This window comes from Salinicola salarius (genome assembly GCF_002179555.1).
In the GTDB taxonomy this organism is placed as follows: Bacteria; Pseudomonadota; Gammaproteobacteria; order Pseudomonadales; family Halomonadaceae; genus Salinicola; species Salinicola salarius_A.
In genome coordinates this window covers 1-24,421 of record NZ_NHOU01000036.1, presented here as the reverse complement: position 1 = coordinate 24,421, position 24,421 = coordinate 1, and the positions used below count along the sequence as shown (strand labels likewise).

Genomic DNA, 24,421 nt, shown 5'->3' with positions numbered 1-24,421 from the left:
TTTCACGCTAGTCTGCGATGAACCAAAAAAATGCCCACCAGGGGATGGTGGGCAAGTAAGGGATCATTCAAGGGAACACCTACTCAGAGTGCCGGGTGTTCCGTTAGTTCCGAGAGACGGCAAAAAAATCGGCATGAATTTGTAACGGTTTTTTGCTAGCGCCGTCTCGCGTCTCGATGCCGGCGCCTGGATTCTGAAGGAGCCAGTCTTCTCGACTTCAGAAGGAGAAAGACTTCTCGACTTCGGGCCATGCGGGATCGCCGCCCTGGGTCTTCACGCCTTCCATCATCTTTTCCACGCGCTCGGGATGATCTTCGATCCAGGTCTTGGCGACCTCTTCCATCGGCTTCTCTTCCTGGCCGTACTGCTGGATCATCCAGCTCTGCTCTTCGGCGGTGAACGAGAACTGATCGAAGAAGGTCACCAGGTTCGGGTTCGCCTCGGCATAGTCGCTCGCCATCAACGTGCGCACGTCGCTGGCGCCGTTGCCTTCGCCGAACAGGTTCTTGGAGTCGCTGAGGTACTCCATGGGTAACTCGAGGTTCATCCAGTGCGGCGTCCAGCCGACCCAGACGATGGGCTCTTCGTTGGCGATGTGGCTCTTGGCGGCGCTCAGCATGCCGACGGTGCTGGTGTCGACCAGCGTCCAGTCGCCCAGCCCCCAGGCGTCTTTATCGATCGCCTCGTTGAGGATTTCGCTCGCGGCGGAACCGGCGCCGAAGCCGTAGATCTCTCCCTGGAACTCGTCGCGATGCGCATCGAGATCGGCGAAGGAGGTGATGCCGCTCTCGTAGACGTAGTCCGGCACGGCCAGCGTCATCTGCGCGCCGGTCACGTTGGTCGCCAGGCGGGTAATGCTGCCGTCGGCTTCCAGCGGCTCCAGCATCGGGTTCTGCGCCGGCAGCCAGGCACCCAGGAAGACATCCACATCGCCGGTATCGAGCCCCTGATAGATCACCTGCAGGCCGATGTCCTGCGTCTTGCCCTCATAACCCAGCGGCGCCAGCAGTTGCCGGGCGATCTCGGTCTTCACCGTGATGCCGGGCCAGGACGGCACGCCGAAGTTGACCTGCTGGTCCGCTGCCATCGCGGCGCTCGTGCCCATCAGGGCGAAACCGGTTCCTGCGATCAAGCCGGTGGTCAGCGTCAGGGCGGAAATCGTCATCGGTCTTTTCATTTGTTGTCTCCTGTCGTTCCCTCAATTGGCGTATCCCGTTCCACAAAGGCGGATAGCCTGGCGGAAATGCACCGGGATACACGCAGAAAAGCCGCCCGGTCATGAAGTTCACGACTTCGGGCGGCTCGTATCAACGTCGTGCCGCGCGTCGGTTCACCGCGACAGCACTCGTAGATGTGATTGCAACATGTCCAGATCGAGATAGGTACCCTGGAGATGGCGCTTGCCGGTGTTAGGGTCGAAGGCGTTGCGGCCGTGCAGCACGCGGCGGTTGTCGAAGGCGACCATCTGGCCGGGCGCCAGCGTCAGCTCCACGCGTCCCTCCGGGCGGCGCAGAATCTGCCAGAAGGCGCGGTAGGCGTCGTACCAGGCCTCGATCCGATCCAGTGGCAGGCTCAGCGTGTCGCGAATCCAGTTGTTGAAGCGGATCTCGCGGGGACGGCCTTCGGCATCGAGATCGATGACCGGCTCGCGCACGGCGATATCGTGGCCGTCGTCCTGGAAACGGAAGTCGATGGGCGTCTCGGACAGCACCCGGAAAGCATCCGGGTTCTCGGCGCGCAGGGTCTCGGCGGCCGCGAAGCCATCGGCAAAGCTGGATTCGCCGCCCTCTGCATCGTTCTCGAGGCAGTAGAGCAACTGGATGTCCGGCGGTTGCCGCCAGTTGGGCAGGTCGGTGTGCAGCTCGAGCCCGATCGCCGTGTAGGCCGCGTTGTTGGGGTTGGGGACCGAGCGCACGTCGAACCGGCCACCGAAGTTGGTCGAACGCATCGGGCCGATGCTCTCGGCGATGCGCGAGACCTCTTCCCGCTCGCACGGGCCCTGGTCGAGCATGACCAGGCCGTCGCGCAGCAGGGCGCTGACCCAGCGGCTGCGGCCCTCGCTGCCGCCGACGAAATCGGCATGTTCGACGTGCTCGGGGGCGAAGCCTTCACGCCACGGCGTCGGGGTGGGCAGCAGCGTCGCCAGCTCCTCGCCGGGGCAGCGCTGATAGAGCCAGCCGGCATCGAAGCGCGATACGTGGCCGTCCTGCCAGATCAGCGTCAGGGAGCGTGCATCGAACTCGAAGGACGCCAGCGCCTCGTCTGCCTCGAAGCGCTCCCACAGCGGGTCGTCGAGCAGCTTGTAGAGGCGTTCGCGCGTCATCGGGTGGCGGCACTGGTCACAGGCGCAGTGATCGCGCAGCCACATCAGCGGAAACTGGCCGGACCGACCATCCGACCAGGTCAGCGTCACTCGACGCGCCTGCTCGACGGCGCTCTCGAGCTCGGCGGCCGGCGCGCCGGCGCCCGGGCGGTAGCGGCGCAGTTCGGCCATGTCGATGGGTTGATCACCGCGATGGGCATGGGTCTCGTTAAAGGCGTTTCCGGATGACAAAAGGCACTTCCTCGATGGCTGACAGCGCCATCTTTGTTAACAGCGTGTGTAGATGAGTGTCACAAGGATGCGGATTGCGCCGAGACATGACAAACGATTAATCTGACCGCAAAGGCCAAGCTGAGCTAATGGCCGACTTTGGCTATTAGACTTACGAACCACCGCTAGACGTACGGACCACCAGATCCGAGATCCATTCTGACGAGATTCATTCTGAAGAGGGCGTCGACGTAAACCATGTCCGAACTCCCCCCGGTATTGTGGCTGCAGGCGTTCGAAGCGGCGGCGAGAACGCTGAGCTTCACCGAGGCCGGCCGAGAACTCGGCGTCACCCAGTCGGCGATCAGCCAGCGCATCCGGCTGCTGGAAGATCGCGTCGGCCAGTCGCTGTTCGTGCGCTATCCGCGCAGCCTGGCGCTGACGCCGGCAGGGCAGGCCTGGTTGCCCAGCGTTCAGGGCGCGTTCACCCGCCTGGCCGAAGGCACGTCGGAAGTCTTCGGTCCCAGCCCCGGCGCGCCGGTGACGCTGCGGGCGACGCCGGCAATGCAGCAGACCTGGCTGGCGCCGAGATTGATGCGATTCCAGCAGATGCACCCAGAGATCACCCTGCGGCTGGTCAGCGCGATCTGGGCGGACGACTTCGGGGCGGAAGGGGCCGATCTGGAGATTCGCTACGGAGACGGCGAGTGGAACGACGTTACCGCGGAATGCCTGGGGGAAGAGCGGCTGTTGCCGGTCTGCTCCGCCGCGCTGGCGGCGGAACTGCATACGCCGGAAGATCTGGCGGGCAGGACGCTGCTGCATGCCGCGGGGTTCGCTGCCGGCTGGCCGCGCTGGCTGGCCGAGGCGGGCGTCGCTGGGCTCGAGCATCGCTGCCAGGCGATGATCTGCGACACCCACGTGACGACGCTGGCGCTGGCCTCCTACGGCGGCGGCGTCGCGCTTTCCCATCGCCGCCTGCTCGAAGCCAGCCGCGATCTGGTCGCGCCGTTTGAGCTCGACATGGCGACGGACGAAGCGTTCTGGCTGGTCCGGCCCAGCCGCCGCCAGTTGCGCCCGGCAGCCGCCGCGCTGTGGGAGTGGCTCTCTCGGACCCGCGAATCCGCACCCTGAACGCATCACGTATCCCGCGGCGAGCGCTACACTATGTCCATGGAATATGTCCATGGAACGTCATGCCCGGCTGACGCCGGGCGCAGGCAGCATTCCCGTAGGTGAGATACCCACCCGGAGGTGGATCATGCGCATCTCTATCATGCCCGTCAGCCGTCGCCGCACACTGGCCGTCACTTGTCTCGCGCTGGCGATTGCCGGCACGGCGCTGGGCAGCGCGCCCGCCGTTGCCGATGGCGTCACGGTGGTCGATCCCCAGACCGGCCACCGCGTGAGACTGCCGGACAACGACCGCGATGGCCGTGCCGACTACGTGCCCAGGCACATGGACATCAATGTCAGCCCCAACCTGATCTACCCACGGGAAACCCGCGAGCGGCTGCCCAGCGGCGGTGGTTCGATCTGCCGGGGCAACGATGGCGGTTCGACCATTTCCACCGCCCGCCGTACCTGCGATCCGAATGCGCCCGCCGGCGACGGCGGCCCCCAGGCGGCGCCGAACGCGGCACCGAACCCGGGCGCTTCCTCGACGCCGACCCGGCCGAACGATTCCTCGTCCACCCGGCTCGACTGAGCCGGGCGGTCAGGCGGTGAAGTACTCGTCGAAAGCGGCGACGACGCGATCGATGTCGTCCATCGACACATCGCGATGGGTCACGAAGCGCGGCGCGTAGAGCGCACCGACCAGAATGTCGCGTTCCTTCAGCCAGGCGTGCAGCCGAGCCGGATCGAACGCCGGACGAGTGAACTCGACGAACACCATGTTGGTCGCCTGCGCCGTCACCGTGACGCCGTCGATACCGGCTAGCCCCGCAGCCAGCCGCTCGGCCTTGGCGTGATCCTCGGCGAGCGGTGCCAGATGATGCTCCAGCGCGTATTCGCACGCCGCTGCCAGCATGCCGACCTGGCGCATGCCGCCGCCGACCACCTTGCGCCAGCGCCGTGCCGTCTCGATGAACGCCGCCGGCCCCACCAGCACCGAACCGGCCGGTGCGCCCAGCCCCTTCGAGCAGCAGATCGAGATCGTATCGAACGGGCTGCAGAGCGCCTCCAGGCTGGCCCCGGTAGCGGCCGCAGCGTTGCCGATCCGTGCGCCATCCAGATGGGTCGCCAGGCCATGACGCCGCGCCAGCGCAGTGGCCGCTTCGACATAATCGGCATCCAGCACCTGGCCGTGGAAAGTATTTTCCAGCGTCAGCAGGCGCGTGCGGGCGAAGTGCGGGTCGATCGGTTTCACTGCCGACTCGATCTTAGCCAGCGGCAGCGTGCCATCCGCCTCATTCTCGATCGGCTGCGGCTGAATCCCGCCCAGTACCGCCGCGCCGCCGCCTTCCATGCGATAGGTGTGCGCCTGCTGGCCGACGATGTACTCGTCGCCGCGCTGGCAGTGGCTCAACAGCGCCACCAGGTTGCTCTGCGTGCCGGAAGGGAAGAACAGCGCCGCCGCCTTGCCGGTGCGCTCGGCGATATAGGTTTCCAGATGCGCCACGCTGGGATCGTCGCCCCACACGTCGTCGCCCACTGGCGCATCGAACATCACCTGACGCATCGTTTTGCTCGGGCGGGTGACGGTATCGCTGCGGAGATCGATCATGGAATGTGGCCTCTTCATGTCGTTGAACGGGGTCGAGAAGGATTGTACAGCCGACGGCCGTGTTCCCGCGCTGGTATCGGCTCGACCCAGCACGGCATGGCACGGCAAGAAACGACGCGAACGACTCGCCCACCGAGCTTCGAATAGGGGTCGAATACCATCCGTAACGACAAGATATGACTACAAAAGCCCCGGATCGGCATGGTCCGGGGCAGTAGCAAGGTCGCGATTTGCGGGCGGCGAGTCTAGCCGGTGTGGCGTCCCGTGAGCTTGTCACGGAGCCGGTCGATCATGCCGACGCCTGGCCCGACACTTTTATGAAACAGCTCGGAGTGCGGTGCGCTGGGGTGAGGGCGAGTCGGCGCCAACTGCTTGGCCTTTTGCACCTTGTCGCCCATTTCCACGAGTTGTTCACTGGAGAGATGAGCGCGCAGTTTGGGAAACTGGTCGGACTCCTCGTCATCGGCGTGGTGACGCAGTTGCTTGTCCAGTTCCTGCACCAGCTCCATGAACGCCGGATCGGCAGCATCGGCCTCTTCCAGCTTCTTCATCACCTGCACGATCTCGTCATGTTCCTGCTTGTCATGCTCGACCTCTTCCTTGCCGCCCGGCAGATCCTTTTCCATCACCGGGTAGACGTACATCTCTTCGGCAACGGCATGACGCATCACTTCCGCGATCGCCGTTTCGACCAGATCCCGGCGTTGCTCGACATCTTGAGTCTGCGTAGCCCGGGCCAGCAGCTCCGTCATCTCTCGGTGATCGGTCGTCAGGATGTCGACGACATCCTCATTCGGTCTAGTCACGTTATCGGTCGTCATTATATTCCCTCCTTGGGATTTTCTTCCTGAGCGCCGATTCGAAGCCCGATTTTCCACCTCGATTTTCGACCTCAGTTCTCAAGATAGTCACGTTCCGATATCCGGTCCAAGCGGTGGCAACCCCATTGCCGGGCGCTGACCGTGCAATCGGGAGGCGGATTGTCTCTTCAGGCGGGCTGACGCATGATGCGAGTCGTCTTCGATGAACCACGAAACGACAGGAGCACCGCATGAAACAGTACGCCGTAGTGGCTTACGACTACACGGACGACGACGCGCTCGAGCGCCGGCTGGCCCATCGCGAAGCGCATCTGGCAGGGGTTCGTGAGCTCGTCAGGCAGGGGAAGTTTCTCAGTGGCGGGGCGATCCTGAACGATGACGGCAAGATGATCGGTTCCAACACGCATTTTCGTTTCGACGACCGCGCCGATCTCGACGCCTGGCTCGAAACCGAGCCCTACATGACCGGCCGGGTCTGGGAGCGAGTCGACATTCGCGAAGTGAAGCTCTTCGATCCCGATGCCTGAGGGCAGCATGGCAGAAAACTCCTCATTGACCGCGCAGGTTCGCCACTACCTCGAGACAGTGCCTCGCGAAACCCTGCCGCTGACCTACCAGCAACTCGCCGAGGCGTTGGCGCTGCAACCACCGCGCACCATTCAGCGCGTGGCTCAGGCACTTGAGAACCTGATGCGCGAGGATGCCGAGCACGACCGACCCTTCATCGCTGCGCTGGTCGTCAGCCGGCGTGGGGAAGGGCTGCCCGCGCAAGGCTTCTTCGATCTCGCGGTGGAACTGGGGCGATTTCCCGCCGATCCGGCAAAGCATGCCGAGGCCTGGCGGCAGGAGTTCGAGCGGGTGCTGGCGGCGATGAATTAGCCTTTGAGGTCAAATGCCGACCCAAGCCGAAGCGCGGGTCATGCCTCCTTGGCGCCGATCGCCGGCAGTTCTGTCAACAGTGGCCCACCGGCCAGCGCTTGCCGTAGGCGAGTGGCGAGGAGTTCCAGGATGGCGTCGTTCTCGCCCACCAGCCGGGTCGTCACGACGTTAAGGCCTGGGGCGCGAGACATCGCCTGCGCGCAGATCTCGGCAATGTCGCCATCTTCTCCGGCGTGACGGCCCGGGGAAAGAAACAGCATGGACAGGATCACATCACCTTCGGCCAGGGCCGGCGAGGCCAGCAACGTCTCCAGCAGCGGCTCGTTGAAGCGGTAGGCGTCGCCGTCACGGCGCTCCATGGAAGCGAAAGTGACGCAGTCGACCTCATCGGCCAGCAGCGCGCTCAGTTGCCCGGCGAGATAGTTGCGCACCCCCGTGACCTCCGGAATCGGGCTGCCGTGATCGACCAGCACGACCTTCGGTCGCGATAGGTCGGTCATGCGCTCGCGCACGTTGTCTGCCAGCAGTTGCGCCAGGCGCAAGTCCGGCGCCAGCAGCGTGTCGACCAGCGGCGGGGCGACCTTTACCGAGAGCTGCGGATAGCTGGCCTGCACCTCGGCCAGACGCTCCGGCAGATAGCGGGTCAATGCCTGACTGGGGCCGAAGAAGAAGGGCAGTATGATCAGTTCCGTGCCGCCCTCCGCTGCGTAGCGCTCGGCCAGTGGCCCCACCGTGGCGGCCTTGCGCCCGCCGAGCGCCTCGGGCGGAATCTTGAAGGAGTGCAGCAGCGATGCGGCCTCGACCGCCTCGCCCGTGGCCTGACTCAAGGCATCGGCAAGACGACGCAGATTGAGCGTCGCCTGAGGGCGCAGGGAACCGTTGTCGACGAGCAGTATCTTTCGCATGGGACGTTATCTTTCACGGCGCCAGGACGCTGGTGCGGACGGGCGGAAATATAGATTGTCAGCGTGGCTGACGGTGGCGCTCACACTACCGTGCCGGCGTTCGGGTCAAGTCGCCTAAGCTTTGTACGGAAACTGTCTGCGCTCGGCAATACGGCGTTAAAAGTCGGCTCGAGATGCTCATTTACACCCCGTAAACTGGTGCGCCAGCCCGGTCCGTCTTCGCCGATTTTTGCCTTGTCTTGTCTTCGCTCGCCGACTTTTCGTACAAACCGTAGAAGTAAAACCTCGCATCGAGGTGAAGCGTCGGAAGCAAGAGTTGATATCCCGAATTTTGCTGACAGGCACTACCAGCGCTCGGCGCGGCGGCACTGCTTTTGGATGTGTTGACGCTGCTGCTGCAACCTCGTCCAGCCTTTATCTTCGAGGCCCGCTTGCTGCAGCTGCTGCTGAAGCGTGGAGGAATCGGCCAGATCGGTGAGCGTGGCAATCATTTCCTGAATCTGGCGCTTCACGAACGGATAACTGAAACGGCACTCCTCGGCAAAAGCCTGCCAATCGCGCGGTAGCAGCTGCATCGAATTGAACTGCTCGCCGATCGAGAAGGCCAGATCCGGGTCGTAACCGAGCACGATGGTACCAACGAGGTCATAGACTGGAGCGATCTGCCAACGGCCACGAGCGTCCTGCAATAAGGACACGTTCTTGGCGTGGCCATCGCTGTTGCCGACCAGGACATTGAATATCTGCCAGCGGAGCAGCTGCTGGATGGAAGTCGCCGAGGGGCGGCAGGCTTCGCGGACTGCTTGCACGATCTCTCCGAAACGCGGGCCACCGTAAGCCTGATATTTCTGGTTGCGCGACAGCCCCATGGCCTGACACAGATCCTCCTGATGGACACGTTCGACATGCGCGCTCTCAATACCCAAACGATCATAGCGTTCGACGATCAAGTAAGGATGACGGCCGGCATAAGCCATCGTGGTCGCCGGGCAGGCCAGCCCTCCCAAGCGCGCCAGGTTGTTCAGATAAAGCTCATTCAGGATGACTTGCTCACGCCCTTCGACGGCGAATTTCAGAATATGGGTAGAGGGCTCGACGCCCGAAGGCAAGTAGAGCGTATCGTCCCACAGCCGCAACGGAATCTTGTCCTGCGCGCCGGCCAGCGAGAGACGAGGGCGCCTGGCCGGGTCGCCGTCGCCCATCAGCGCATACCGCTCACGAGCACCGGCCCATTGCGCGAGCCGATCAAGCGGCAACTCGCGGTAGTCGTCATCCGTTGGGAACGATGGGGCTCTTGTCGGCGGCGTTTGATCGATCGGGAGGATCGTCAGCGCACCGGCGCAGTCACCGCCGATGGCGGCCAGTAGCGAGAAGTCATCATCCGGAATGCCAAGGCGCTTGATCAGCGCCGCTCGGGCCTGCTCTTCAGGCAGTAAATTCGCGAACCAGTGATGCGCCAACAGATCCTCGGGCTGCCAAGCCTTCTGGCTCAGTGGCAAGCTGTGTGAAATGGCGTGCCCGCCTCGTTGCCAAGCATCGTCGTACTCGAAGCCCATCAGTCGACCATCACCGCCACGCCACAACGTCCCTACACGCCGCGTGTCACGCCATACGTTTAGCGAATCCGGTAATGTCATGACTCGGTCTCGTCCGGTGGGCTAGCGGACAGCTCGATGCCCAGCGTATCGAGCACGATCAGTACGCGGCCCAAGCCGCAGGACTCGCGGCCGTTTTCCAGCTCGCTCAGAAAGCGGATGCTCAACCCGCAAAGACCCGCGAGGGTTTCAAGATTCAATCCCTGTTGCTTGCGCGTACGACGAATCAACTGCCCGAGTGTCTTGGCATTGTGGATGGGAACCGCATGGGGTGAGGGCATGCTTGAGCCTTTCACGGCAAGAAGAACGGGTCGATGAAAAGCCAGCATAGACGAATTTTCCCAATAGGGATAATTTATGCAAAACAGTAAGCTAACGCACAGAATTTTCCCGACAGGGAAAGATAACCAAAAGGCGGGCTGATGGCGCTTTTATTTTCCCTAACGGGAAAGTAGGTGGCCTCTTAAACGGAAGGATCAGGCGAGGTGAATGGAATGCCACTGAGCACGTGCGAATGCGGCATCAATGCGAAACCGCAATGCCGTTTCCGTGACTGGCCTTGTTAGGGCTTTTCAGACGGCATAGCATAACTTTATCGCTACTCGTGGAGGCGTCATGACTACCGAAACGCTGGATCACCTACGCTCCCAGATTTCGACTCTCTCCGAGTCGGAACGTGCGACGTTGGCTCGCGAACTCATCATGAGCCTGGATGGGCCCCGTGACCACTCCGTTGAGCAAGCCTGGAACGAGGAAATCGTTCGCCGTACATCCAAGGCCAAAAGCGGCAAGGGCACAATGTTGAGTCGCGAAGAATTCCGAACCAAGATGCGGGCGAGACTGGGCCAGTAAGTGCGAACAGTAAGAATACTCGAAGAAGCCTCTCAGGAAGCGATAGAGGCTGCAGCTTGGTACGAATACGAGCAACCTGGACTCGGAGCAGAGTTTTTCGTTGCCGTTGAAGCTGCCATCGACGTTATTGAAGAAAACTTCATTCCATTATCACCTCTCCCGAAAAAAGCTGGCGAAACTGGTGCAAAGCGGCTGATCTTGGAGCGCTTCCCGTTTGACGTTGTCGCGATTGAGTTGCCGGAAGAAACCGTCGTTATCGCCTTTGCCCATCATTCCCGAAAACCTGGCTATTGGCTGGGACGCAGTAGGTCTTAACAGGTATGAGAACTGCGCGCCCGGCGAATCAATCGCTTCAGCGGCTTCATGGACGGGCGCCGCGTGTGATGGCGGCACGACGTGAGCCTTACGCGCACCATCCCAGCGCACCGCCCAAGCACTGGAGAACCTGATGCGCGAGGATGCCCAACAGAACCGGCAATTGGCAATTTATCGCCGCGCTGGTCATCAGCCGCCGCGGGGAAGAGCTGCCCGCGCAAGGCTTCTTCGATCTCGCGGTGGAACTGGGGCGGTTTCCCGCCGACCCGGCGCAGCGTGCCGGGGGTTGGCAGTTTCACGATTAATCTTCAATGAAGAAATCAGTATCCACTTTCTTGACTTCGTATGTTGCGGCAGAACTCACGCCTACACCATGATCAATCATCAGTTGTACAAGGTCAGCGCCATCTAGAAGAACAACCTTTGGATCAATCTGGCCGACATAATCCAGCGCCTCTTTCGAGAAACGGCTGGTGGTAATAAACACCCCTTTCTTAGCTCGCTGACCATGAAGGGCACCAACAAATTTTTGAATCTCCGGCCGACCAACCACCGCTTCCCAGCGTTTAGCTTGAAGATATATTGTCTCCAGCCCGAGACGGTCTTCTTTGATAATGCCATCAATTCCTTCATCTGCCGTTTTTCGCGTAGCTTTTCCTGCTTCTTTTACGGAACCGCCATACCCCATCGAAACAATGAGGTAGATGACGAGTTTTTCGAAAAACTCTGGCGTATTATTTTTAATTAAATGAAGAAGCTCATTCGCTACTTCGTCGCGAAGTTGTTGATATGCTTGCTCAAGCGTTTCCTCAGGCGTGGTAGAAGAATTATCGTCGTCGCCCACGTGGGTCACTTTTTGAGTGCGATTTTTACTGCTCGCCTGCCGAAACTCTTGAAACTCTTTGAACTGTTCTAAATACTTGATACTGATCCGATCAGGGGCTTCAATAAGGATCTGCCTGCCACGATTAGAGATATGGAATTTACCCCGCTTGGGAGACTCCAAAACTCCCGCCTGGGTCAGATAAACCTTTGCCCAAGCTACACGGTTTGCGAACGTGGATTGCCGACCGCTCGGCAGCCTTTTTTCAAGATCCTCTTGGGAGAGCCCCATGATTTCTGCCAGCCCTTCTCGGGCTTCCTGCATCGAATGCTCTTCGCCATCAGCGGAGAATTTTAGCAATGGCAACATCAATGATTGAAAGTCAGGTACGGCCAAGTGGTACTCCCGTTTTCAACTATAACATTTGTTAGGTGGCGGGCTCGTTATACTCTTTTAACGAGTATGCGTATTCAACATTTTTATGCAGCATCCTTATTTGTATGACTTTTCCAATTTTTAGTTGAGTCCATCCTATAACACCAAACATCGCGTCGGCTGCAAACTCTATTATATTGAACGACCTATCATTCCTGCCAATGTAAAACAATATTTGTCCCGAGTAACGTTGTGAGACCATTTCTCTAGTCAGGATTGGCTTAGGTGTTTTGGCCATCGGGGCCGATATGCGGCTACAGGGCAACGAGGGTCGATTCTATGAGCCATCATCCTCATCTTTCCGCCGCTGAAATCTCACCAACGGCTCCTGACGAAAGTAGCGGTTCAGCAGATCAAGCAGCTCCGGATACACCTCCGCCAACTGATCCGGGGCGCTGAAGAAGAGTTCGCAGCACACCGCGAAGCATTCGCCGGGGTGGGTGGCGGCGTAGTCGTCGATGGGGGTGGGTTCGTCGCGGGCGAGGTGGGCCTGCAGGTCGTCCCACACCGCGGTGAAGATGCGATGCCACTCCTTGGAGGTGACGTCGCTCGCGGCGGCAAGCGGCGGGAAGCCGTCGACATCCTGCGAGTTACCCAGATCGAGCTTATGGGCGAATTCGTGAATGATGACGTTGTAGCCGGTGTAGTCGCCGCTCTCGGCGACATCGGGAATCGCGAGTACCACGGGGCCGCGCCAGGAGGTTTCCCCGGCGCGTTCGTCGACGTATTCGTGCATCACGCCAAAGTCGTCCATCTCCTCGACGTGGCGATGGAAGGCGTCCGGCAGCAGGATGATCTCGGTGACGTTGTCGAAGGCGGCGCTGGCGTCGCGGTCCGACCAGCCGAGGGTCAGCAGTTCGACCTGGGCAGCGATGGCGAGCAGGGCGGCATCATCGAGCTCGACGCCGTCACCCGCGACCCAGCGCTTGCCGTGCAGCAGTTGCCAGGCGCGCGGGCCGAGGCGTTCGGCATCAGCGTCGTCGAGATCGGCCAGCAGCGGCAGGCCGTGGCGGATCGGCCGCCACGCCTCCGGGTCGAACGGGGGGCGCGAGCGTTGCCGGGCGTCGCGACGGTTGCCTTTCCGATCCTGCCGCCAGGCTTTCCACCAGCCCTGCCACCCGCTCTTCCCCCCGCCTTTCAACAAGCTCATGTCCCGCTCAGCTCTCTTCCTGACGCGCCCCGGATTTCCACGACCAGTCGCGCAGGCGCAGGTCGAACAGGTCCAGACGGCGGTCCTTGAGGTTGGTCACCGCGCCTTCGGAACGCACCAGCTTGAGCTTGGTCAGGTCGAGATCCGAGAACATCACCATTTCGGTGTTGGGCGTGGTCTCCGACAGCACGGCATCGTGCGGGAAGGCGAAGTCCGACGGCGAGAACACCGAGGACTGGGCGTACTGGATGTCCAGGTTCTCGATCGAAGGCACGTTGCCGACGCTGCCGCAGACGACCACGTAGCATTCGTTCTCGATGGCGCGGGCCTGGGCGCAGTGGCGCACGCGCAGGTAGCTGTTCTTGGTGTCGGTCCAGAACGGCACGATCAGGATGTCCATGTCCTGCTCGGCGAGCAGGCGCGGCAGTTCCGGGAATTCGACGTCGTAGCAGATCAGGATGCCGACGCGGCCGGCATCGGTCTCGAACACCTGCAGTTCGTCGCCGCCTTCGACCACCCAGTCACGCCGCTCCTGCGGGGTGATGTGCAGCTTGGCCTGGCGGTCGATCTCGCCGTCGCGGTGGCACAGGTAGGAGACGTTGTAGAGCTTGCCGTCCTCGCCCAGCTCGACCATCGAACCGGCGACGATGTTGATGTTGTAGGAGACCGCCATGCGCGAGATTTCGGTCTTGAAGCGCTCGGTGAACCCGGCCAGGAACTGGATTGCGGCGACCTGGTCGGTCTGGTCGGTCAGCCCCATCAGCGGGGTGTTGAACAGCTCCGGGAAGACGGCGAAATCGCTCTGGTAGTCGGAGATGGCATCGACGTAGAACTCCACCTGCTGGAGTACGGTTTCCACCGAGTCGAACTCCCGCATCTGCCACTGCACGGCGCCCACGCGGACCTGGGTCCGGCGCGTTTCGATGATCCGGCTGGCCGGTTCGTAGAGGATGTTGTTCCACTCGAGCAGCGTGGCGTAGCCCATCGATTTCTCGTCTTCGGGCAGATACTTGGTCAGCAGGCGCTTGACCAGGAAGTCGTTGGCCAGCTGGAACGAGAGGATCGGGTCGTAGAACTCCTTGCGCGCCACCCGATCGATGTACTCCGCGGGGGACATCTCGTCGGCATGCTGGTGGTAGTTCGGGATCCGCCCGCCGGCGAGAATCGCGCGCAGGTTCATCGAGCGGCAAAGATCCTTGCGCGCTTCGTAGAGGCGCCGGCCGAGACGGTAGCCGCGATAGGCCGGATCGATCAGCACGTCGAGCCCGTAGAGCGCGTCGCCGTTGGCATCGTTGAGGATGATCTCGCGATGGCCGATCAGCTCGTCGTACTTGTGCGGGTTGGAGAAGTGGTCGTAGTCGACCAGCACCGTCAGCGCCACGCCGACGATCTTGCCGTCGTCCTCGACGATGATCTGGCCGTCGGCGAACTCGCCGATCAGCTTGTCGATCGTCAGCTTCGACCAGGCACCGCCGATGTCGTCGTAGACGGCATCCATCAGCCGTTTGAGCTGGGGGTAGTCCTCGGGGGTGAGGTTGCGCAGGTTGAGGTGCAGTTCTTCCAGAGACATTGAGCGCCGGACTCCATGAGAAAAATAGGAGGGAGATAGAGACAAAGTCTAACACGACGCGACCGTCGCTCTCTGGCTGACGAGGAATCGGGCCGCGGGACAGGTGCTAATCGGCCCTTCAGGAAAACGGGCAATCAGCCGGCAATGCTCGATGCTCCTAACTTTCTATGCGACGACGAGGTTGTCAGCGTGGCCGTCGGAGATGCTGAATGAAACGATTACTGCCGGTCTGTCTGGCGTTGGCCATGGCGGCGATAGGCTGGGCGGCCGAGGCCGGCCATTGACCGAAGACGAACGGCAGAGGTTCAGCGGCTTCGGGCAGGCAGTGCAGTTCTCCGACATGGCGATGTATGCGGCCAAGCGGGCAAGGCGCAATACCTGGCGCTTCTACGAGCCTTCAAACCGGATCTAGCGGCGCGCTTCAGCCGGGGCGGGACATCTTGAAGTTCTGGTCCGGGCTGATTTCGAAGTAGTCGGCCGGGCCGCCGCCACGCAGAATCGGCCGGGCGGCGGCGGTCTGGTAGATGCCGTCCTCGAGCAGCGCCGAGTCGATATGCACACCGACGACTTCGCCCAACACCAGCCAGTTGTCGATCTCCTCGCCCGCGGCCGATTGCAGCCGAAGGGTCTGCGTCCGCCGGCACTCGAACACGACCTGCGCTTCCTTGACGTGGGGAACGCCGACAACGCGTGACGCCTGGGATGTCAGACCCGCCAGTTCGAACTCGTCGACCTCGGCCGCTACCGACGCCGAACTCTGGTTCATCGCCTCGGCGAGCGCCCGCGTCGACAGCTGCCAGCAGAACTCGCCGGTCGCCTCGATGTTGCGCACGCTGTCCTTATAGCCTGAGCTTGAGAAGCCAATGATGGGCGGCGTGTCGGCAAAAGCGTTGAAGAAACTGTAGGGCGCCAGATTCAGTCGGCCTTCGCGATCCCGCGAGGAGATCCAGCCGATCGGCCGCGGCCCGACGATCGCCTTGAAAGGGTTATGCGGTAGCTCGTGACCGCGACTCGGTTCATAGAAATGCGCGTTGCTCGGCATGCCGGTTGATCCTGGAGGGAGTGTCGGAAGCGAAAGAATGTCCTGCGGACTGGCGAAGGGTATATCGACTGAAAAGAGAAGAGAAGCGGGCCTCCGGCTCGGCGGACGGGCCGCCGGGCCGGGGCAATCGGTGATAGCGCTACTTGCGCACGACGCGATAGATGATCAGCAGCACGATCGCACCGAGGACGGCGATCAGGAAACTGCCGATATTGAAGCCGGATACGTCACCAAACCCTAGCGCGGTCCCGATCCAGCCGCCGACGACGGCCCCGAGAACCCCGATGATGATGGTGACGATGAAGCCACCCGGATCCTTGCCTGGCATGACCATCTTGGCGATGGCGCCAGCGATCAGGCCGAAGATGATCCACGCAATAATTCCCATGGCGTCTGTCCCTGTTTGGTTCATGCTGAACTTTCACAACAAGTGCATGCCTTCCTGCATGCCCTTTGGACACTAGTCGCAGATCAGGAATACGACAAGCGCGGATCGGCGCTATCATCGTGCCTTGCGCCTTGTTTCCGGGCGTCATGATTCGTGACGCGGCCCGGACAACGCATCCCGATGTATTGGTCGAATGTTCAAGGAGGGGTCATGTCTGCTGGCGGAGCCGAACAGGCGATCGTTGGGCGCGTGTTGGCACCGAATCGGCTGTCGATCGGATTGACGCTGCCGCTGATGCCAGGCGGTCAGGAAGTGGTCGATGTTACCGAGCAGCGGCGTCTGGCGACACTCGCCGACAGGGGCGGGTTTCGCGCTCTGTGGATTCGGGACGTGCCGCTCAACAGCCGCGACTATCCCGATCCGGTAGGCCATCTGGATCCTTGGAGCTGGCTGGGCGCTCTGGCAGCGGAAACGCGGCAGATCGCGCTGATCAGCGGCGCCATCGTGCTCACCCTGCGCCACCCGCTGCATATCGCCAAGGCGGCGGCATCGGTCGCCACGCTCTCGGAAGGTCGTTTCATCCTCGGGCTGGGGTCCGGCGACCGGCCGCCCGAATTTGCCGCCTTTGGTCAGAACGTCGCCGAGCGGCGGCGCCTGTTTGCGGATCACTGGCAGGTGGTAGCAAAGGCGTTGGGTACGCCGCAGGAGGTCGTGCCGGATCGGCATGACACGGATTCGCCGGATTTCCAGTTGCGGCCGCTACCTCCGGAGCCCGTGCCGCTGCTGGCGGTCGGTTCGGGAGGGCAGAGCGTCAACTGGATTGCCCGCCACGCGATCGGCTGGATGACCTATCACCGCGAGCAGGCGCAGCAGCGCGATCGTTATCGCATGTGGCGGGCCGCCGTCGAACAGAGCGTACCCGGCGAGTTCCGCGGCTTCGGCGAGGCGATGCGCCTTGATCTTGCCGCCGATCCGGGGGCCCCGGCGACGCCCATCGACCTGGGCTATCGTGCCGGCCGTGATGCCCTCATCGACGTGCTCGAGGCGCTCAGAGAGATGGGCGTTCATCACGTTTCCCTGAATCTGCGTCTCGAGGAGCGGCCAGCCGATGCCATCATCGAAGAGCTGGCCGCCCACGTCCTGCCGCATTTTCATCGGCCCTGATTCATCAACCCTGACCGTTCAAGACTCGCGCCGAAACGTTTCAGCCGTTCCGACACGAGCTCGACTCGTTCCTCACTCGGAGTGGCTGGCCAGGAACGTCAGCGTACGGCCGTGCGCCAGCGCGGAAGCATGCTGGTTGTAGCTCGCCCGTGCCCAGCAGTTGAAGCCGTGTTCCGCTCCACCGTAGAGATGCACTTCGACATCCTTGTTGCCGGCAAAGGCCTGGCGGGTCTGTTCGACCTGCTCGAGCGGGATGTGGTCATCCTCGGCGCCGAAGTGGAACTGAACGGGCACCTTGAGCTCGTTGGCGCGCGGCAGGTATTCGGTCACGCCGCCGGCGTAGTAGCAGATCGCGGCGTCGACACCGGCATCCAGGGCGCAGAGGTAGGAAAAGACGCCGCCCATGCAGTAGCCCACGGAAGCGATGGGGCCGTCGCAGACGGGGCTTGCCCGCAGCGCCTTGGTCGCGGCACGCAGGTCGCTGACCGCCGTCGGATAATCGAGCGCCTTCTTGTGGGCGACCGCCGCTTTCCAGTCGTCGCCGTCATAGCCGAGTTCGACGCCCGGCTCATCGCGCCAGAACATGTCGGGCACGATGACGCTATAGCCATCCATCGCATACTGTTCGGCGACGCCACGCATGTGGCCGTTGACGCCGAAAATCTCCTGGATCAGCAGGATGCCGGGCCCTTTGCCCTTGTGCGGCAGCGCCTGGTAGGCCTTGAACGTCTTGCCGTCCTCGGCGGTGATCTCGATCCATTCGGTCCTGATGTTCGTCTGGGAATCGCTCTGAGACATGGTCTCTCCTCGTGGGCGGTTGGCTGAACTTGAGATAAACGGTGAAGCCCGAGACGGGAAGTTTAGCAGGCAATGGAAAAGACGAGAGTGCCGCGCTTCCCGAATCGTCAGGTGGCAGTAAAACCCGCGCCACACGCCGGTCGTCGGCGCGCCGAGGCGGCTTTCAGCGATCGGGCGATCGGCCGCGCCCCTTGGTTTCCCCCAGAATCCTCGCGCTATCCCGGGCGGGAGGCAGCCCGAATACCCGGGCGTAATCTCGGCTGAACTGTGTCGCGCTTTCATAGCCGACCTCGAAGGCGGCGCTGGTGACGCTTCTGCCGCTGGCTACCATGAGCGTGCGCGCCTGGAGCAGTCGAACCCGTTTCTGGTACTGCAACGGGCTCAGCGTGGTCACTGCCTTGAAGTGACGGTGAAACGCGGACACGCTCATCGCCGCTCTCTGCGCCAACGCCTCCACTCGGATCGGCTCGGCAAAGTCCCGACGAATCCATTGAATGGCCTGGCTGACGCGTGCCATGGCGGTATCCGGCGCCGCGATGTCGCGCAGCATCCAGCCGTGGGGGCCTTGCAGCACGCGGTAGAGAATCTCCCGCTCGTATACCGGTGCGAGGGCCGCGATTTCGTCGGGTTTGTTCATCAATCGCAGCATGCGTAGCCACGCACCCATCAATTCTGGCGTGACCGCAGCCACCGAAAAGCCAGCGTCGCTTTCGTTGCGTTCGGTGGATGAGGGCAGGTCGGTCAGCAGCGTCGAGAGTACGGTGGGATCGAGCGTCAGGCTCAACGCGAGATAGGGCTCCCCCGAAGCCGCAGAATGCACCGTGCCCACCGCCGGCAGCTCGATCGACATCACGAAATAGGTGGCCGGGTCATAGCGCAGCGTGCGGTCACCGACGGTCATCGTCTTGCTGCCCTGCAGGATCAGATTGACCATCGGCTCGTAGACGGCGGCCAGCATGTGTTCCGGAATTTCGCCCTGGACCATGGCCACACGCGGAATGCCCGTCTCCGTACGGCGATTCTCGGCCTTGGCAGCCAGGGAGCGAAGCTCGAGCAGTTGATCGTTCATGGCAGGCGGCTGGTCGTTCATGGCGAGCGGTTGGGCGGTTATGGCAAGCGGTTGGGGCGGTTATGAAGAGATATGCTGATCCCGGGGGCGCGCCCGCGCAAGCAAAAAGCAGAAACGGGCAGGTTTCGGGCAGGAACGGCTGAGCCCGCGATGAGGGTAATGGTTACGGTGGTAGCTGGCGACATCGTCTAAATCGCGAGGCTACTCCATGCTTGATCATCTCTTCCTTTCCGTCAGCGACATCGAACGCTCGATTCGTTTCTACGAGGCCGTGCTAGCCCCGTTGGGGGTCACGGCGCGGCTCGATTACGACGGCAAAGACGGCCCGCCGGGCCACCCGGATCTCAAGGGTTTCGGTGCCAATGGCCGGATGTTCTTCTGGCTACGCGAGGGCGTGGTGGAAGGAAAAGCCGTTCACGTCGGTTTCGTGGCGAGCAGCAAGGCGGAGGTCGAAGCGGCCTACGCCGCGGCCATGGCGAGCGGCGCTGTCGACAACGGCGCGCCTGGAGCGCGGCTGCATTACGACCCCGACTACTACGCCGCCAACGTTCTGGACCCCGACGGCTACAGTCTCGAATTCGTCTATAAGAACTGGCAGCACGCCCGATGAAAACACTCCTGATCTACGGCGCGACCGGCTATACCGGCCGCATGGTGGCAGCGCATGCCAAAACGTTGGGGCTCGATTTCGAGATCGCTGGGCGCAATCGGCAAACGCTGGCCTCTCTCGCCGAGGCGTTGGCGGTTCCCTTTCGGGTATTTGAGGCCGATGCCGATGCAGCGCAGTCCCTGGCCGGTATCGATGTGCTGCTGAACTTCGCAGGCCCTTTCGCGCAAACGGCGGAGCCACTGATGCGGGCGTGCCTCGAGGCCGGCGTCGATTACCTGGACATCACCGCCGAGATCAACGTCTACCGGCTGGCGGAACGGCTGGGCGCCAAAGCGGCCGAGGCCGGCGTCATGCTGCTCCCCGGCGTGGGCTGGGACGTGGTGCCGACCGATTGCCTGACAGTGCACGTCGCGCAGCGTGTGCAGGAGCCGCGGTCGCTGAGGGTGGCGCTTCAGGTTCCCGGTTCCATGTCGCGGGGCTCCGCCATGAGCGTCAGCGAGATCATCGGCGCGGGCCTGATGGCGAGGGTCGACGGCCATCTCGTTCCGACCCCCGATGCGCAGCCACGCCACTTCGATTTCGGTGAGGGGCCGGTGCCGTGCTCGCCGCTGTCGTTCGGCGATCTGGTCACCGGTTGGTATTCCACCGGAATCCCCGATATCGCCATGTTCGTGCATGTCAGTGGAGAGGCGTTCCCCGAAGGCGATTTATCGCTGCTGCCTGATGGCCCGACGGCGGAACAACGCGATGCCCATCGCGCCCGCGCCATAGCCGAGGTGACGGGAGCCGATGGCACGGTGGCCCGATCGATGATCGAAACCGTCAACGGCTACTCCTACACACCGCTGGCTGCGGTGGAGGCCGCACGCCGGGTACTCGAAGGGGAGCGTCGACCCGGTTTCGAAACCCCGGCGCGGCTATTCGGTGGCGGGTTCGCCGAGACGATCGAAGGGACGACGATCACGGATTGCTAGAGACCGAAGCCGCTGTGGACTCCTCGGACTCCACTTCCAGTTCACGCGCGATGAATCGCCCGGCGGTCCGGGCGACTTCCGTCAGGCGCTCGTAGGGCATGCCGTTGCAAGCCGAGGCCGAGAGTCCGCGCAAGGTGACGACAACATAGTCGGCCAGCGTCTGCGCGTCTTGCGGGCGAACCTGATCGAGGTAAGCCCGAATCGCCTGGAGTCCGCTGGTGGCGAGGTTCTCGGCCATCTGACGGGCGACCCGGTCATCCGCTCGCAAGCCCTCCGTAATCATGCAGCCGCGCAGCATGCTGTCTTGTCCATACTGTTCGGCGGCAGCGAGCAGCAGGGCGGGAAGCGCTTCGGCAGGGGGGCGGTCTGGGGCCAGTAACTCGTCCAGCGGTAGGGCGTTTTCCTGTGCATAGCGCAGCATTGCCCGTTCGAACAGCGCTGCCTTGCTGCCGTAAGCGGCGTAAAAACTGGGCGGCTTGATGTCCATGGCTTGGGTCAGATCAGCAAGGCTGACCGCGTCATAGCCCCGCTCGTGAAACAGCGCCTGGGCAATGGCGACTCCTGCTTCGCGATCGAAAGCCGGGCGGCGTTGTCGGGTCTTCGTATTCATGATGGCCTCGCTGGGTGAGGGAGGGAGTGTAGCGGCCGCTATACCCGGAGACAAAGGCGCTGCCATATTTATATAGTAATCGATAAATATAGTGCGTGACGTGCACGTTGTATGTAGTGTTCACTACATAGGCTTTCCCATAACGCTTTCCTTGCTCAGGTAAATCTCATGTCACTCGAAGATAAGGTCGTGCTGGTCACCGGTGGGTCATCTGGTTTGGGGCTCGCGATTGCGCGGGAGTTCGTTGAACAGGGCGCTCGCGTGGTCATTACCGGGCGCCGACAGGAGCAACTGGACCAGGCCCTGGCCGGCCTGGGTGACAAGGCGGTCGCCATGACGGCCGATGTGTCGAACGCCACCGATCTGGCAGGGCTCTTCAGCCGTATCGAGTCGCTTCATGGCCGTATCGATGTCCTGGTTGCCAACGCCGGGATGGGGGAGATCGCGCCACTGGGTGAGATCACCGAAGCAAGCTTCGATCGGATTTTCAGTACCAACGTGAAAGGGGTGACGTTTACCGTTCAGGGGGCGTTGCCTCTGATGCCCCAAGGGGCCAGCATCGTCATCATCGGCTCCACTGCCTCGATGAATCCCGGTCCCGGCCTGAGTGTCTACGGCGCCACCAAGGCCGCTCTGCGTGCCATGGTCAGAAGCTGGATTCTGGACATCAAGGGTTCCGGCATTCGGATCAATCTACTCAGCCCTGGCCCTGTCGATACGCAATCTCTGCGAAGCATGCTGGCCGATGACGCGGAGCAGATCATTCAAGCGTTCAGTGAAAAAAGCACGCTGGGACGGATAGGCGAGGCGCAGGAGATCGGCAAGGCCGTGGCGTTCCTGGCAAGTGATGCCTCGAGTTACATCAACGGCGTCGAGCTGTTCGCCGATGGTGGCGCGTCCCAGGTGTGATCAGCCTTCGAGCCGTTCATCCATACCACTTGAGCTGAAGCGTGCAACCATGACCATTCTCGACCACATCGAATTTGCCGTGCGCGACGCTGAGGTGTCGCGACGGTTTTACGAACTGGCCCTCGCGCCGCTGGATATCGTCCGGGTCATCACGGTCGGGCCCGAGCGCACCCGCACCGGGGGCACACGCCACGGTTTCGGCAGGGACGGCTATCCCAGTCTCTGGATCCATGACAACGAACCCCCGGGCGCCGGCACGCACATTGCCTTCGCGACACGGAACCGTGCCATCGTCGATGCCTTTCACCAGGCTGCGCTGGGGGCTGGTGGTACCGACAACGGACCGCCTGGCGTCCGAACGCACTACCACGAGCACTACTATGCGGCGTACGTGCTGGACCCCGACGGCATTAATGTGGAAGTGGTGTGCCAGGACTCTATCAATCGCCCATGACGGTAGGAGAGCTTTCCGTGCCCAGGCAGGCCGTGCAACCGCCGCGATGAAATAGACATATCCTTCATTGGCGCGTGCAGCGTTGATGATCGTATCCGATCATCTGGCAGGTAGTCAGATGTCGGCCACGGACTTTACGTTGCCTTGCCCTTTTGATGCTGATGCTTCGGTCGCGGTCCGAAACGTCTAAGCTGGAGAGCTTACAAGCCAATCCTGCTCAGACATTGGGAGCTGCATGGACGCCTACAACATGACCTGGATCGCCGCCCAACTGGTCGGGCTCGTCGCTCTCGGCTTCATCATGATCGCTTTCGCCAGCCGCCAGGACGACCGGCTGCTGGTCTATCTGATCTTCGCCAATATCGCGTTCGCCGCCCACTTCGCGCTCTTCGGGCAGTGGACGGCGGCCGGGATCTCGCTGCTGGTCATCGCCCGCATCCTGCTGGCGCGGCGCTTCAAGGAGCGCTGGAGCGTCATGCTGTGCGTGCTGGCGGTCAACGTCGTCGTTGCGCTGGCGACGGCGGGCCAGGCTGCCGATCTGTGGCCACTGGCGGCGGGCGTATTCGGCACCATCGGCATGTTCATGCTCCATGGCATCCCCATGCGGATTCTGCTGGCCGCCGCCGCCGTTGCCTGGTTGATCAACAACCTGTTGATCGGCTCGGTCGGCGGCATCATTGCCGAGCTCATCGCGCTGGGCACCAACCTGCTCACCATGTGGCGCATCCAGCGGGCGAAGCGGCGGCTTCAGGCTGGCTGACGGCGATCGGCAAGCACGCGCCGGTCACGAATGCAGTCGATCTCGTGGGGTTCGTCGATCCACGGCTCGGCGATGCCCTGTTCGATCCATTCCGCGACTGCCGGATGCGCGAGCAGGCGTTCGGCGTAGGCCATGGCGGCCGTGCCGAGTTCGATGCCGTAGCCGCGAAGGCGTACCGCGACCGGAGCGAACATGGCATCCACAGCGGTGAAAGCGTCGCCCGCGAGCCAGGGGCCGCCGAAAGTCTCCAGCCCTTCCTGCCACAGGGCATCGAGCCGAATCAGCTCCTTCTCTAGCGACTCGCTCGGGGTGTCCAGGTCGATGACCAGCGAGCAGTTCATCGAACACTCGTCGCGCAGCGCGGCAAACCCGGAATGCATTTCGGCGCTGGCGCAGCGTGCCCAGCTGCGGGCGGCCCGATCGGCAGGCCAGACAGCCGGATGGTCCTCGGCGACGTATTCCAGAATCGCCAGCGAATCCCACACCACCTGATCGCCATCATGCAGGCAGGGAACCTTGGCGGTGGGCGAAAAGTGCGTGAACGCCTGTTGCTGGCCGGCGCCCTCGAACGGCGTCAGTACCTCTTCGAACGGAATTTCCAGCGCACGCAGCAGCACCCAGGGCCGCATCGACCAGGAAGAGTAGTTCTTGTTGGCGATGAAAAGTCGATAGGTCATGGCAGCCTCCGCTGTCGGGGGAAAGCCCGAGTATGCGATTTCGGACTTGGTACGCAAAGCCCTGAGTACTCGATCGAATAAGGACATTGCCGATCGGACTTTTTGATTCGTTGGCCCTGCCCTAACACTCTACGGGTAACCGGCTAAGCTTTAGGGAAAACATTGCATAAATGTCTGCGCAGGCGAATCGCTGCGTTGCGCGGTGCGTGGAATCCTCACCTATAACGCATAGGCTCCGGTTCCTTTGCTCCGTGCGCCTTGCGCTTCATCCTGCTCGCCGATTTATTCAGCGTTTTCCGAACCGATTGCTCTTCAGAGCGTGCTTTTTCTTTTGTAACTATTCAGGTCACGCTGCCTGAT

General features: G+C 62.1%; 30 protein-coding genes. 14 read left to right on the top strand and 16 right to left on the bottom strand.

What is annotated here, in order from left to right; all coding sequences use genetic code 11:
* Nucleotides 1-217 precede the first annotated feature (217 nt).
* Nucleotides 218-1,177, bottom strand: a complete 960-nt coding sequence (locus CCD76_RS16970; protein WP_373419429.1) for an ABC transporter substrate-binding protein — start codon at nucleotides 1,175-1,177, stop codon at nucleotides 218-220.
* A gap of 153 nt (nucleotides 1,178-1,330) precedes the next feature.
* Nucleotides 1,331-2,554, bottom strand: a complete 1,224-nt coding sequence (locus CCD76_RS16965; protein WP_256961352.1) for a TauD/TfdA family dioxygenase — start codon at nucleotides 2,552-2,554, stop codon at nucleotides 1,331-1,333.
* A gap of 237 nt (nucleotides 2,555-2,791) precedes the next feature.
* Here CCD76_RS16965 and CCD76_RS16960 point away from each other — a divergent pair, with 237 nt between their 5' ends.
* Together CCD76_RS16960 and CCD76_RS16955 are read left to right on the top strand one after the other, a co-directional pair.
* Nucleotides 2,792-3,667, top strand: coding sequence for a LysR substrate-binding domain-containing protein (locus CCD76_RS16960; RefSeq protein WP_087720599.1), 876 nt, complete (start codon nucleotides 2,792-2,794; stop codon nucleotides 3,665-3,667).
* A 127-nt stretch (nucleotides 3,668-3,794) separates the two neighbouring features.
* Nucleotides 3,795-4,241, top strand: a complete 447-nt coding sequence (locus CCD76_RS16955; RefSeq protein WP_087720598.1) for a hypothetical protein — start codon at nucleotides 3,795-3,797, stop codon at nucleotides 4,239-4,241.
* Nucleotides 4,242-4,250: 9 nt separating this feature from the next.
* Here CCD76_RS16955 and ltaE read toward each other — a convergent pair whose 3' ends face one another.
* Together ltaE and CCD76_RS16945 are read right to left on the bottom strand one after the other, a co-directional pair.
* On the bottom strand, nucleotides 4,251-5,261 hold the full coding sequence (gene ltaE, locus CCD76_RS16950; protein ID WP_087720597.1) for a low-specificity L-threonine aldolase: 1,011 nt from the start codon (nucleotides 5,259-5,261) through the stop codon (nucleotides 4,251-4,253).
* 245 nt (nucleotides 5,262-5,506) lie between these two features.
* Nucleotides 5,507-6,082: a hemerythrin domain-containing protein gene (locus CCD76_RS16945; protein WP_087720596.1), complete on the bottom strand. Its 576-nt coding sequence runs from the start codon at nucleotides 6,080-6,082 to the stop codon at nucleotides 5,507-5,509.
* A gap of 230 nt (nucleotides 6,083-6,312) precedes the next feature.
* Here CCD76_RS16945 and CCD76_RS16940 point away from each other — a divergent pair, with 230 nt between their 5' ends.
* Together CCD76_RS16940 and CCD76_RS16935 are read left to right on the top strand one after the other, a co-directional pair.
* A complete protein-coding gene (locus CCD76_RS16940; protein ID WP_087720595.1) occupies nucleotides 6,313-6,609 on the top strand; it encodes a YciI family protein in 297 nt (98 codons plus the stop codon).
* A 7-nt stretch (nucleotides 6,610-6,616) separates the two neighbouring features.
* Nucleotides 6,617-6,961: a hypothetical protein gene (locus CCD76_RS16935; protein WP_087720602.1), complete on the top strand. Its 345-nt coding sequence runs from the start codon at nucleotides 6,617-6,619 to the stop codon at nucleotides 6,959-6,961.
* A 38-nt stretch (nucleotides 6,962-6,999) separates the two neighbouring features.
* Here CCD76_RS16935 and CCD76_RS16930 read toward each other — a convergent pair whose 3' ends face one another.
* From CCD76_RS16930 to CCD76_RS16920, 3 genes are all read right to left on the bottom strand, one after another.
* Nucleotides 7,000-7,866 (bottom strand): sirohydrochlorin chelatase, encoded by an 867-nt coding sequence (locus tag CCD76_RS16930; RefSeq protein ID WP_087720594.1) that lies wholly within the window; start codon nucleotides 7,864-7,866, stop codon nucleotides 7,000-7,002.
* A 344-nt stretch (nucleotides 7,867-8,210) separates the two neighbouring features.
* Nucleotides 8,211-9,503: a type II toxin-antitoxin system HipA family toxin gene (locus CCD76_RS16925; RefSeq protein ID WP_087720593.1), complete on the bottom strand. Its 1,293-nt coding sequence runs from the start codon at nucleotides 9,501-9,503 to the stop codon at nucleotides 8,211-8,213.
* Nucleotides 9,500-9,742: a helix-turn-helix domain-containing protein gene (locus tag CCD76_RS16920; RefSeq protein ID WP_087720592.1), complete on the bottom strand. Its 243-nt coding sequence runs from the start codon at nucleotides 9,740-9,742 to the stop codon at nucleotides 9,500-9,502. Before CCD76_RS16920 ends, CCD76_RS16925 begins: the two co-directional genes overlap by 4 nt.
* A 334-nt stretch (nucleotides 9,743-10,076) precedes the next feature.
* Here CCD76_RS16920 and CCD76_RS16915 point away from each other — a divergent pair, with 334 nt between their 5' ends.
* From CCD76_RS16915 to CCD76_RS16905, 3 genes are all read left to right on the top strand, one after another.
* The gene (locus tag CCD76_RS16915) at nucleotides 10,077-10,313 is read left to right on the top strand and encodes an addiction module protein (RefSeq protein WP_087720591.1); all 237 of its coding nucleotides are present in this window, start codon (nucleotides 10,077-10,079) and stop codon (nucleotides 10,311-10,313) included.
* A complete protein-coding gene (locus CCD76_RS16910; RefSeq protein ID WP_087720590.1) occupies nucleotides 10,314-10,628 on the top strand; it encodes a hypothetical protein in 315 nt (104 codons plus the stop codon).
* Nucleotides 10,629-10,771: 143 nt separating this feature from the next.
* Nucleotides 10,772-10,933, top strand: a complete 162-nt coding sequence (locus CCD76_RS16905; RefSeq protein ID WP_373419428.1) for a hypothetical protein — start codon at nucleotides 10,772-10,774, stop codon at nucleotides 10,931-10,933.
* Here CCD76_RS16905 and CCD76_RS16900 read toward each other — a convergent pair.
* The 3 genes from CCD76_RS16900 to CCD76_RS16890 form a co-directional block, all read right to left on the bottom strand.
* Nucleotides 10,930-11,847, bottom strand: coding sequence for a restriction endonuclease (locus CCD76_RS16900; RefSeq protein ID WP_087720589.1), 918 nt, complete (start codon nucleotides 11,845-11,847; stop codon nucleotides 10,930-10,932). The two genes, CCD76_RS16905 and CCD76_RS16900, sit on opposite strands and share 4 nt — an antisense overlap.
* A 316-nt stretch (nucleotides 11,848-12,163) precedes the next feature.
* Nucleotides 12,164-13,036 (bottom strand): M90 family metallopeptidase, encoded by an 873-nt coding sequence (locus tag CCD76_RS16895; protein WP_087720588.1) that lies wholly within the window; start codon nucleotides 13,034-13,036, stop codon nucleotides 12,164-12,166.
* 7 nt (nucleotides 13,037-13,043) lie between these two features.
* Entirely contained in the window at nucleotides 13,044-14,606 is a 1,563-nt protein-coding gene (locus CCD76_RS16890; RefSeq protein ID WP_087720587.1) for a bifunctional GNAT family N-acetyltransferase/carbon-nitrogen hydrolase family protein, read from the bottom strand.
* Between the two features lie 202 nt (nucleotides 14,607-14,808).
* Here CCD76_RS16890 and CCD76_RS16885 point away from each other — a divergent pair, with 202 nt between their 5' ends.
* Nucleotides 14,809-15,018, top strand: a complete 210-nt coding sequence (locus CCD76_RS16885) for a hypothetical protein (protein ID WP_143543310.1) — start codon at nucleotides 14,809-14,811, stop codon at nucleotides 15,016-15,018.
* 9 nt (nucleotides 15,019-15,027) lie between these two features.
* On the opposite strand, the gene CCD76_RS16880 is transcribed toward CCD76_RS16885, so the two are convergent.
* Complete coding sequence (locus CCD76_RS16880; RefSeq protein ID WP_087720585.1) at nucleotides 15,028-15,648, bottom strand: flavin reductase family protein; 621 nt, start codon at nucleotides 15,646-15,648, stop codon at nucleotides 15,028-15,030.
* 139 nt (nucleotides 15,649-15,787) lie between these two features.
* Nucleotides 15,788-16,036: a GlsB/YeaQ/YmgE family stress response membrane protein gene (locus tag CCD76_RS16875; protein WP_087720584.1), complete on the bottom strand. Its 249-nt coding sequence runs from the start codon at nucleotides 16,034-16,036 to the stop codon at nucleotides 15,788-15,790.
* Between the two features lie 210 nt (nucleotides 16,037-16,246).
* Between CCD76_RS16875 and CCD76_RS16870 the strand changes: the two genes are divergently transcribed.
* Nucleotides 16,247-17,200, top strand: coding sequence for a TIGR03571 family LLM class oxidoreductase (locus CCD76_RS16870; protein WP_087720583.1), 954 nt, complete (start codon nucleotides 16,247-16,249; stop codon nucleotides 17,198-17,200).
* Nucleotides 17,201-17,272: 72 nt separating this feature from the next.
* Here the strand turns inward: CCD76_RS16870 and CCD76_RS16865 are convergent, their stop codons facing one another.
* Complete coding sequence (locus CCD76_RS16865; protein WP_087720582.1) at nucleotides 17,273-17,998, bottom strand: dienelactone hydrolase family protein; 726 nt, start codon at nucleotides 17,996-17,998, stop codon at nucleotides 17,273-17,275.
* 163 nt (nucleotides 17,999-18,161) lie between these two features.
* Nucleotides 18,162-19,067: an AraC family transcriptional regulator gene (locus CCD76_RS16860; RefSeq protein WP_179208954.1), complete on the bottom strand. Its 906-nt coding sequence runs from the start codon at nucleotides 19,065-19,067 to the stop codon at nucleotides 18,162-18,164.
* Between the two features lie 208 nt (nucleotides 19,068-19,275).
* Between CCD76_RS16860 and CCD76_RS16855 the strand changes: the two genes are divergently transcribed.
* Complete coding sequence (locus CCD76_RS16855; RefSeq protein WP_087720581.1) at nucleotides 19,276-19,677, top strand: VOC family protein; 402 nt, start codon at nucleotides 19,276-19,278, stop codon at nucleotides 19,675-19,677.
* Nucleotides 19,674-20,651: a saccharopine dehydrogenase family protein gene (locus tag CCD76_RS16850; RefSeq protein WP_087720580.1), complete on the top strand. Its 978-nt coding sequence runs from the start codon at nucleotides 19,674-19,676 to the stop codon at nucleotides 20,649-20,651. The genes CCD76_RS16855 and CCD76_RS16850 overlap by 4 nt, the downstream gene beginning before the upstream one ends.
* Here the strand turns inward: CCD76_RS16850 and CCD76_RS16845 are convergent.
* Entirely contained in the window at nucleotides 20,638-21,261 is a 624-nt protein-coding gene (locus tag CCD76_RS16845; RefSeq protein ID WP_087720579.1) for a TetR/AcrR family transcriptional regulator, read from the bottom strand. The two genes, CCD76_RS16850 and CCD76_RS16845, sit on opposite strands and share 14 nt — an antisense overlap.
* 168 nt (nucleotides 21,262-21,429) lie before the next feature.
* Between CCD76_RS16845 and CCD76_RS16840 the strand changes: the two genes are divergently transcribed.
* The 3 genes from CCD76_RS16840 (at nucleotide 21,430) to CCD76_RS16830 (ending at nucleotide 23,384) form a co-directional block, all read left to right on the top strand.
* Complete coding sequence (locus tag CCD76_RS16840; RefSeq protein ID WP_087720578.1) at nucleotides 21,430-22,170, top strand: SDR family NAD(P)-dependent oxidoreductase; 741 nt, start codon at nucleotides 21,430-21,432, stop codon at nucleotides 22,168-22,170.
* Nucleotides 22,171-22,219: 49 nt separating this feature from the next.
* Nucleotides 22,220-22,624, top strand: coding sequence for a VOC family protein (locus CCD76_RS16835; protein ID WP_087720577.1), 405 nt, complete (start codon nucleotides 22,220-22,222; stop codon nucleotides 22,622-22,624).
* A 235-nt stretch (nucleotides 22,625-22,859) separates the two neighbouring features.
* Entirely contained in the window at nucleotides 22,860-23,384 is a 525-nt protein-coding gene (locus tag CCD76_RS16830; RefSeq protein WP_087720576.1) for a YgjV family protein, read from the top strand.
* On the opposite strand, the gene CCD76_RS16825 is transcribed toward CCD76_RS16830, so the two are convergent.
* A complete protein-coding gene (locus CCD76_RS16825; protein WP_087720575.1) occupies nucleotides 23,372-24,061 on the bottom strand; it encodes a glutathione S-transferase family protein in 690 nt (229 codons plus the stop codon). The two genes, CCD76_RS16830 and CCD76_RS16825, sit on opposite strands and share 13 nt — an antisense overlap.
* Nucleotides 24,062-24,421: the final 360 nt, after the last annotated feature.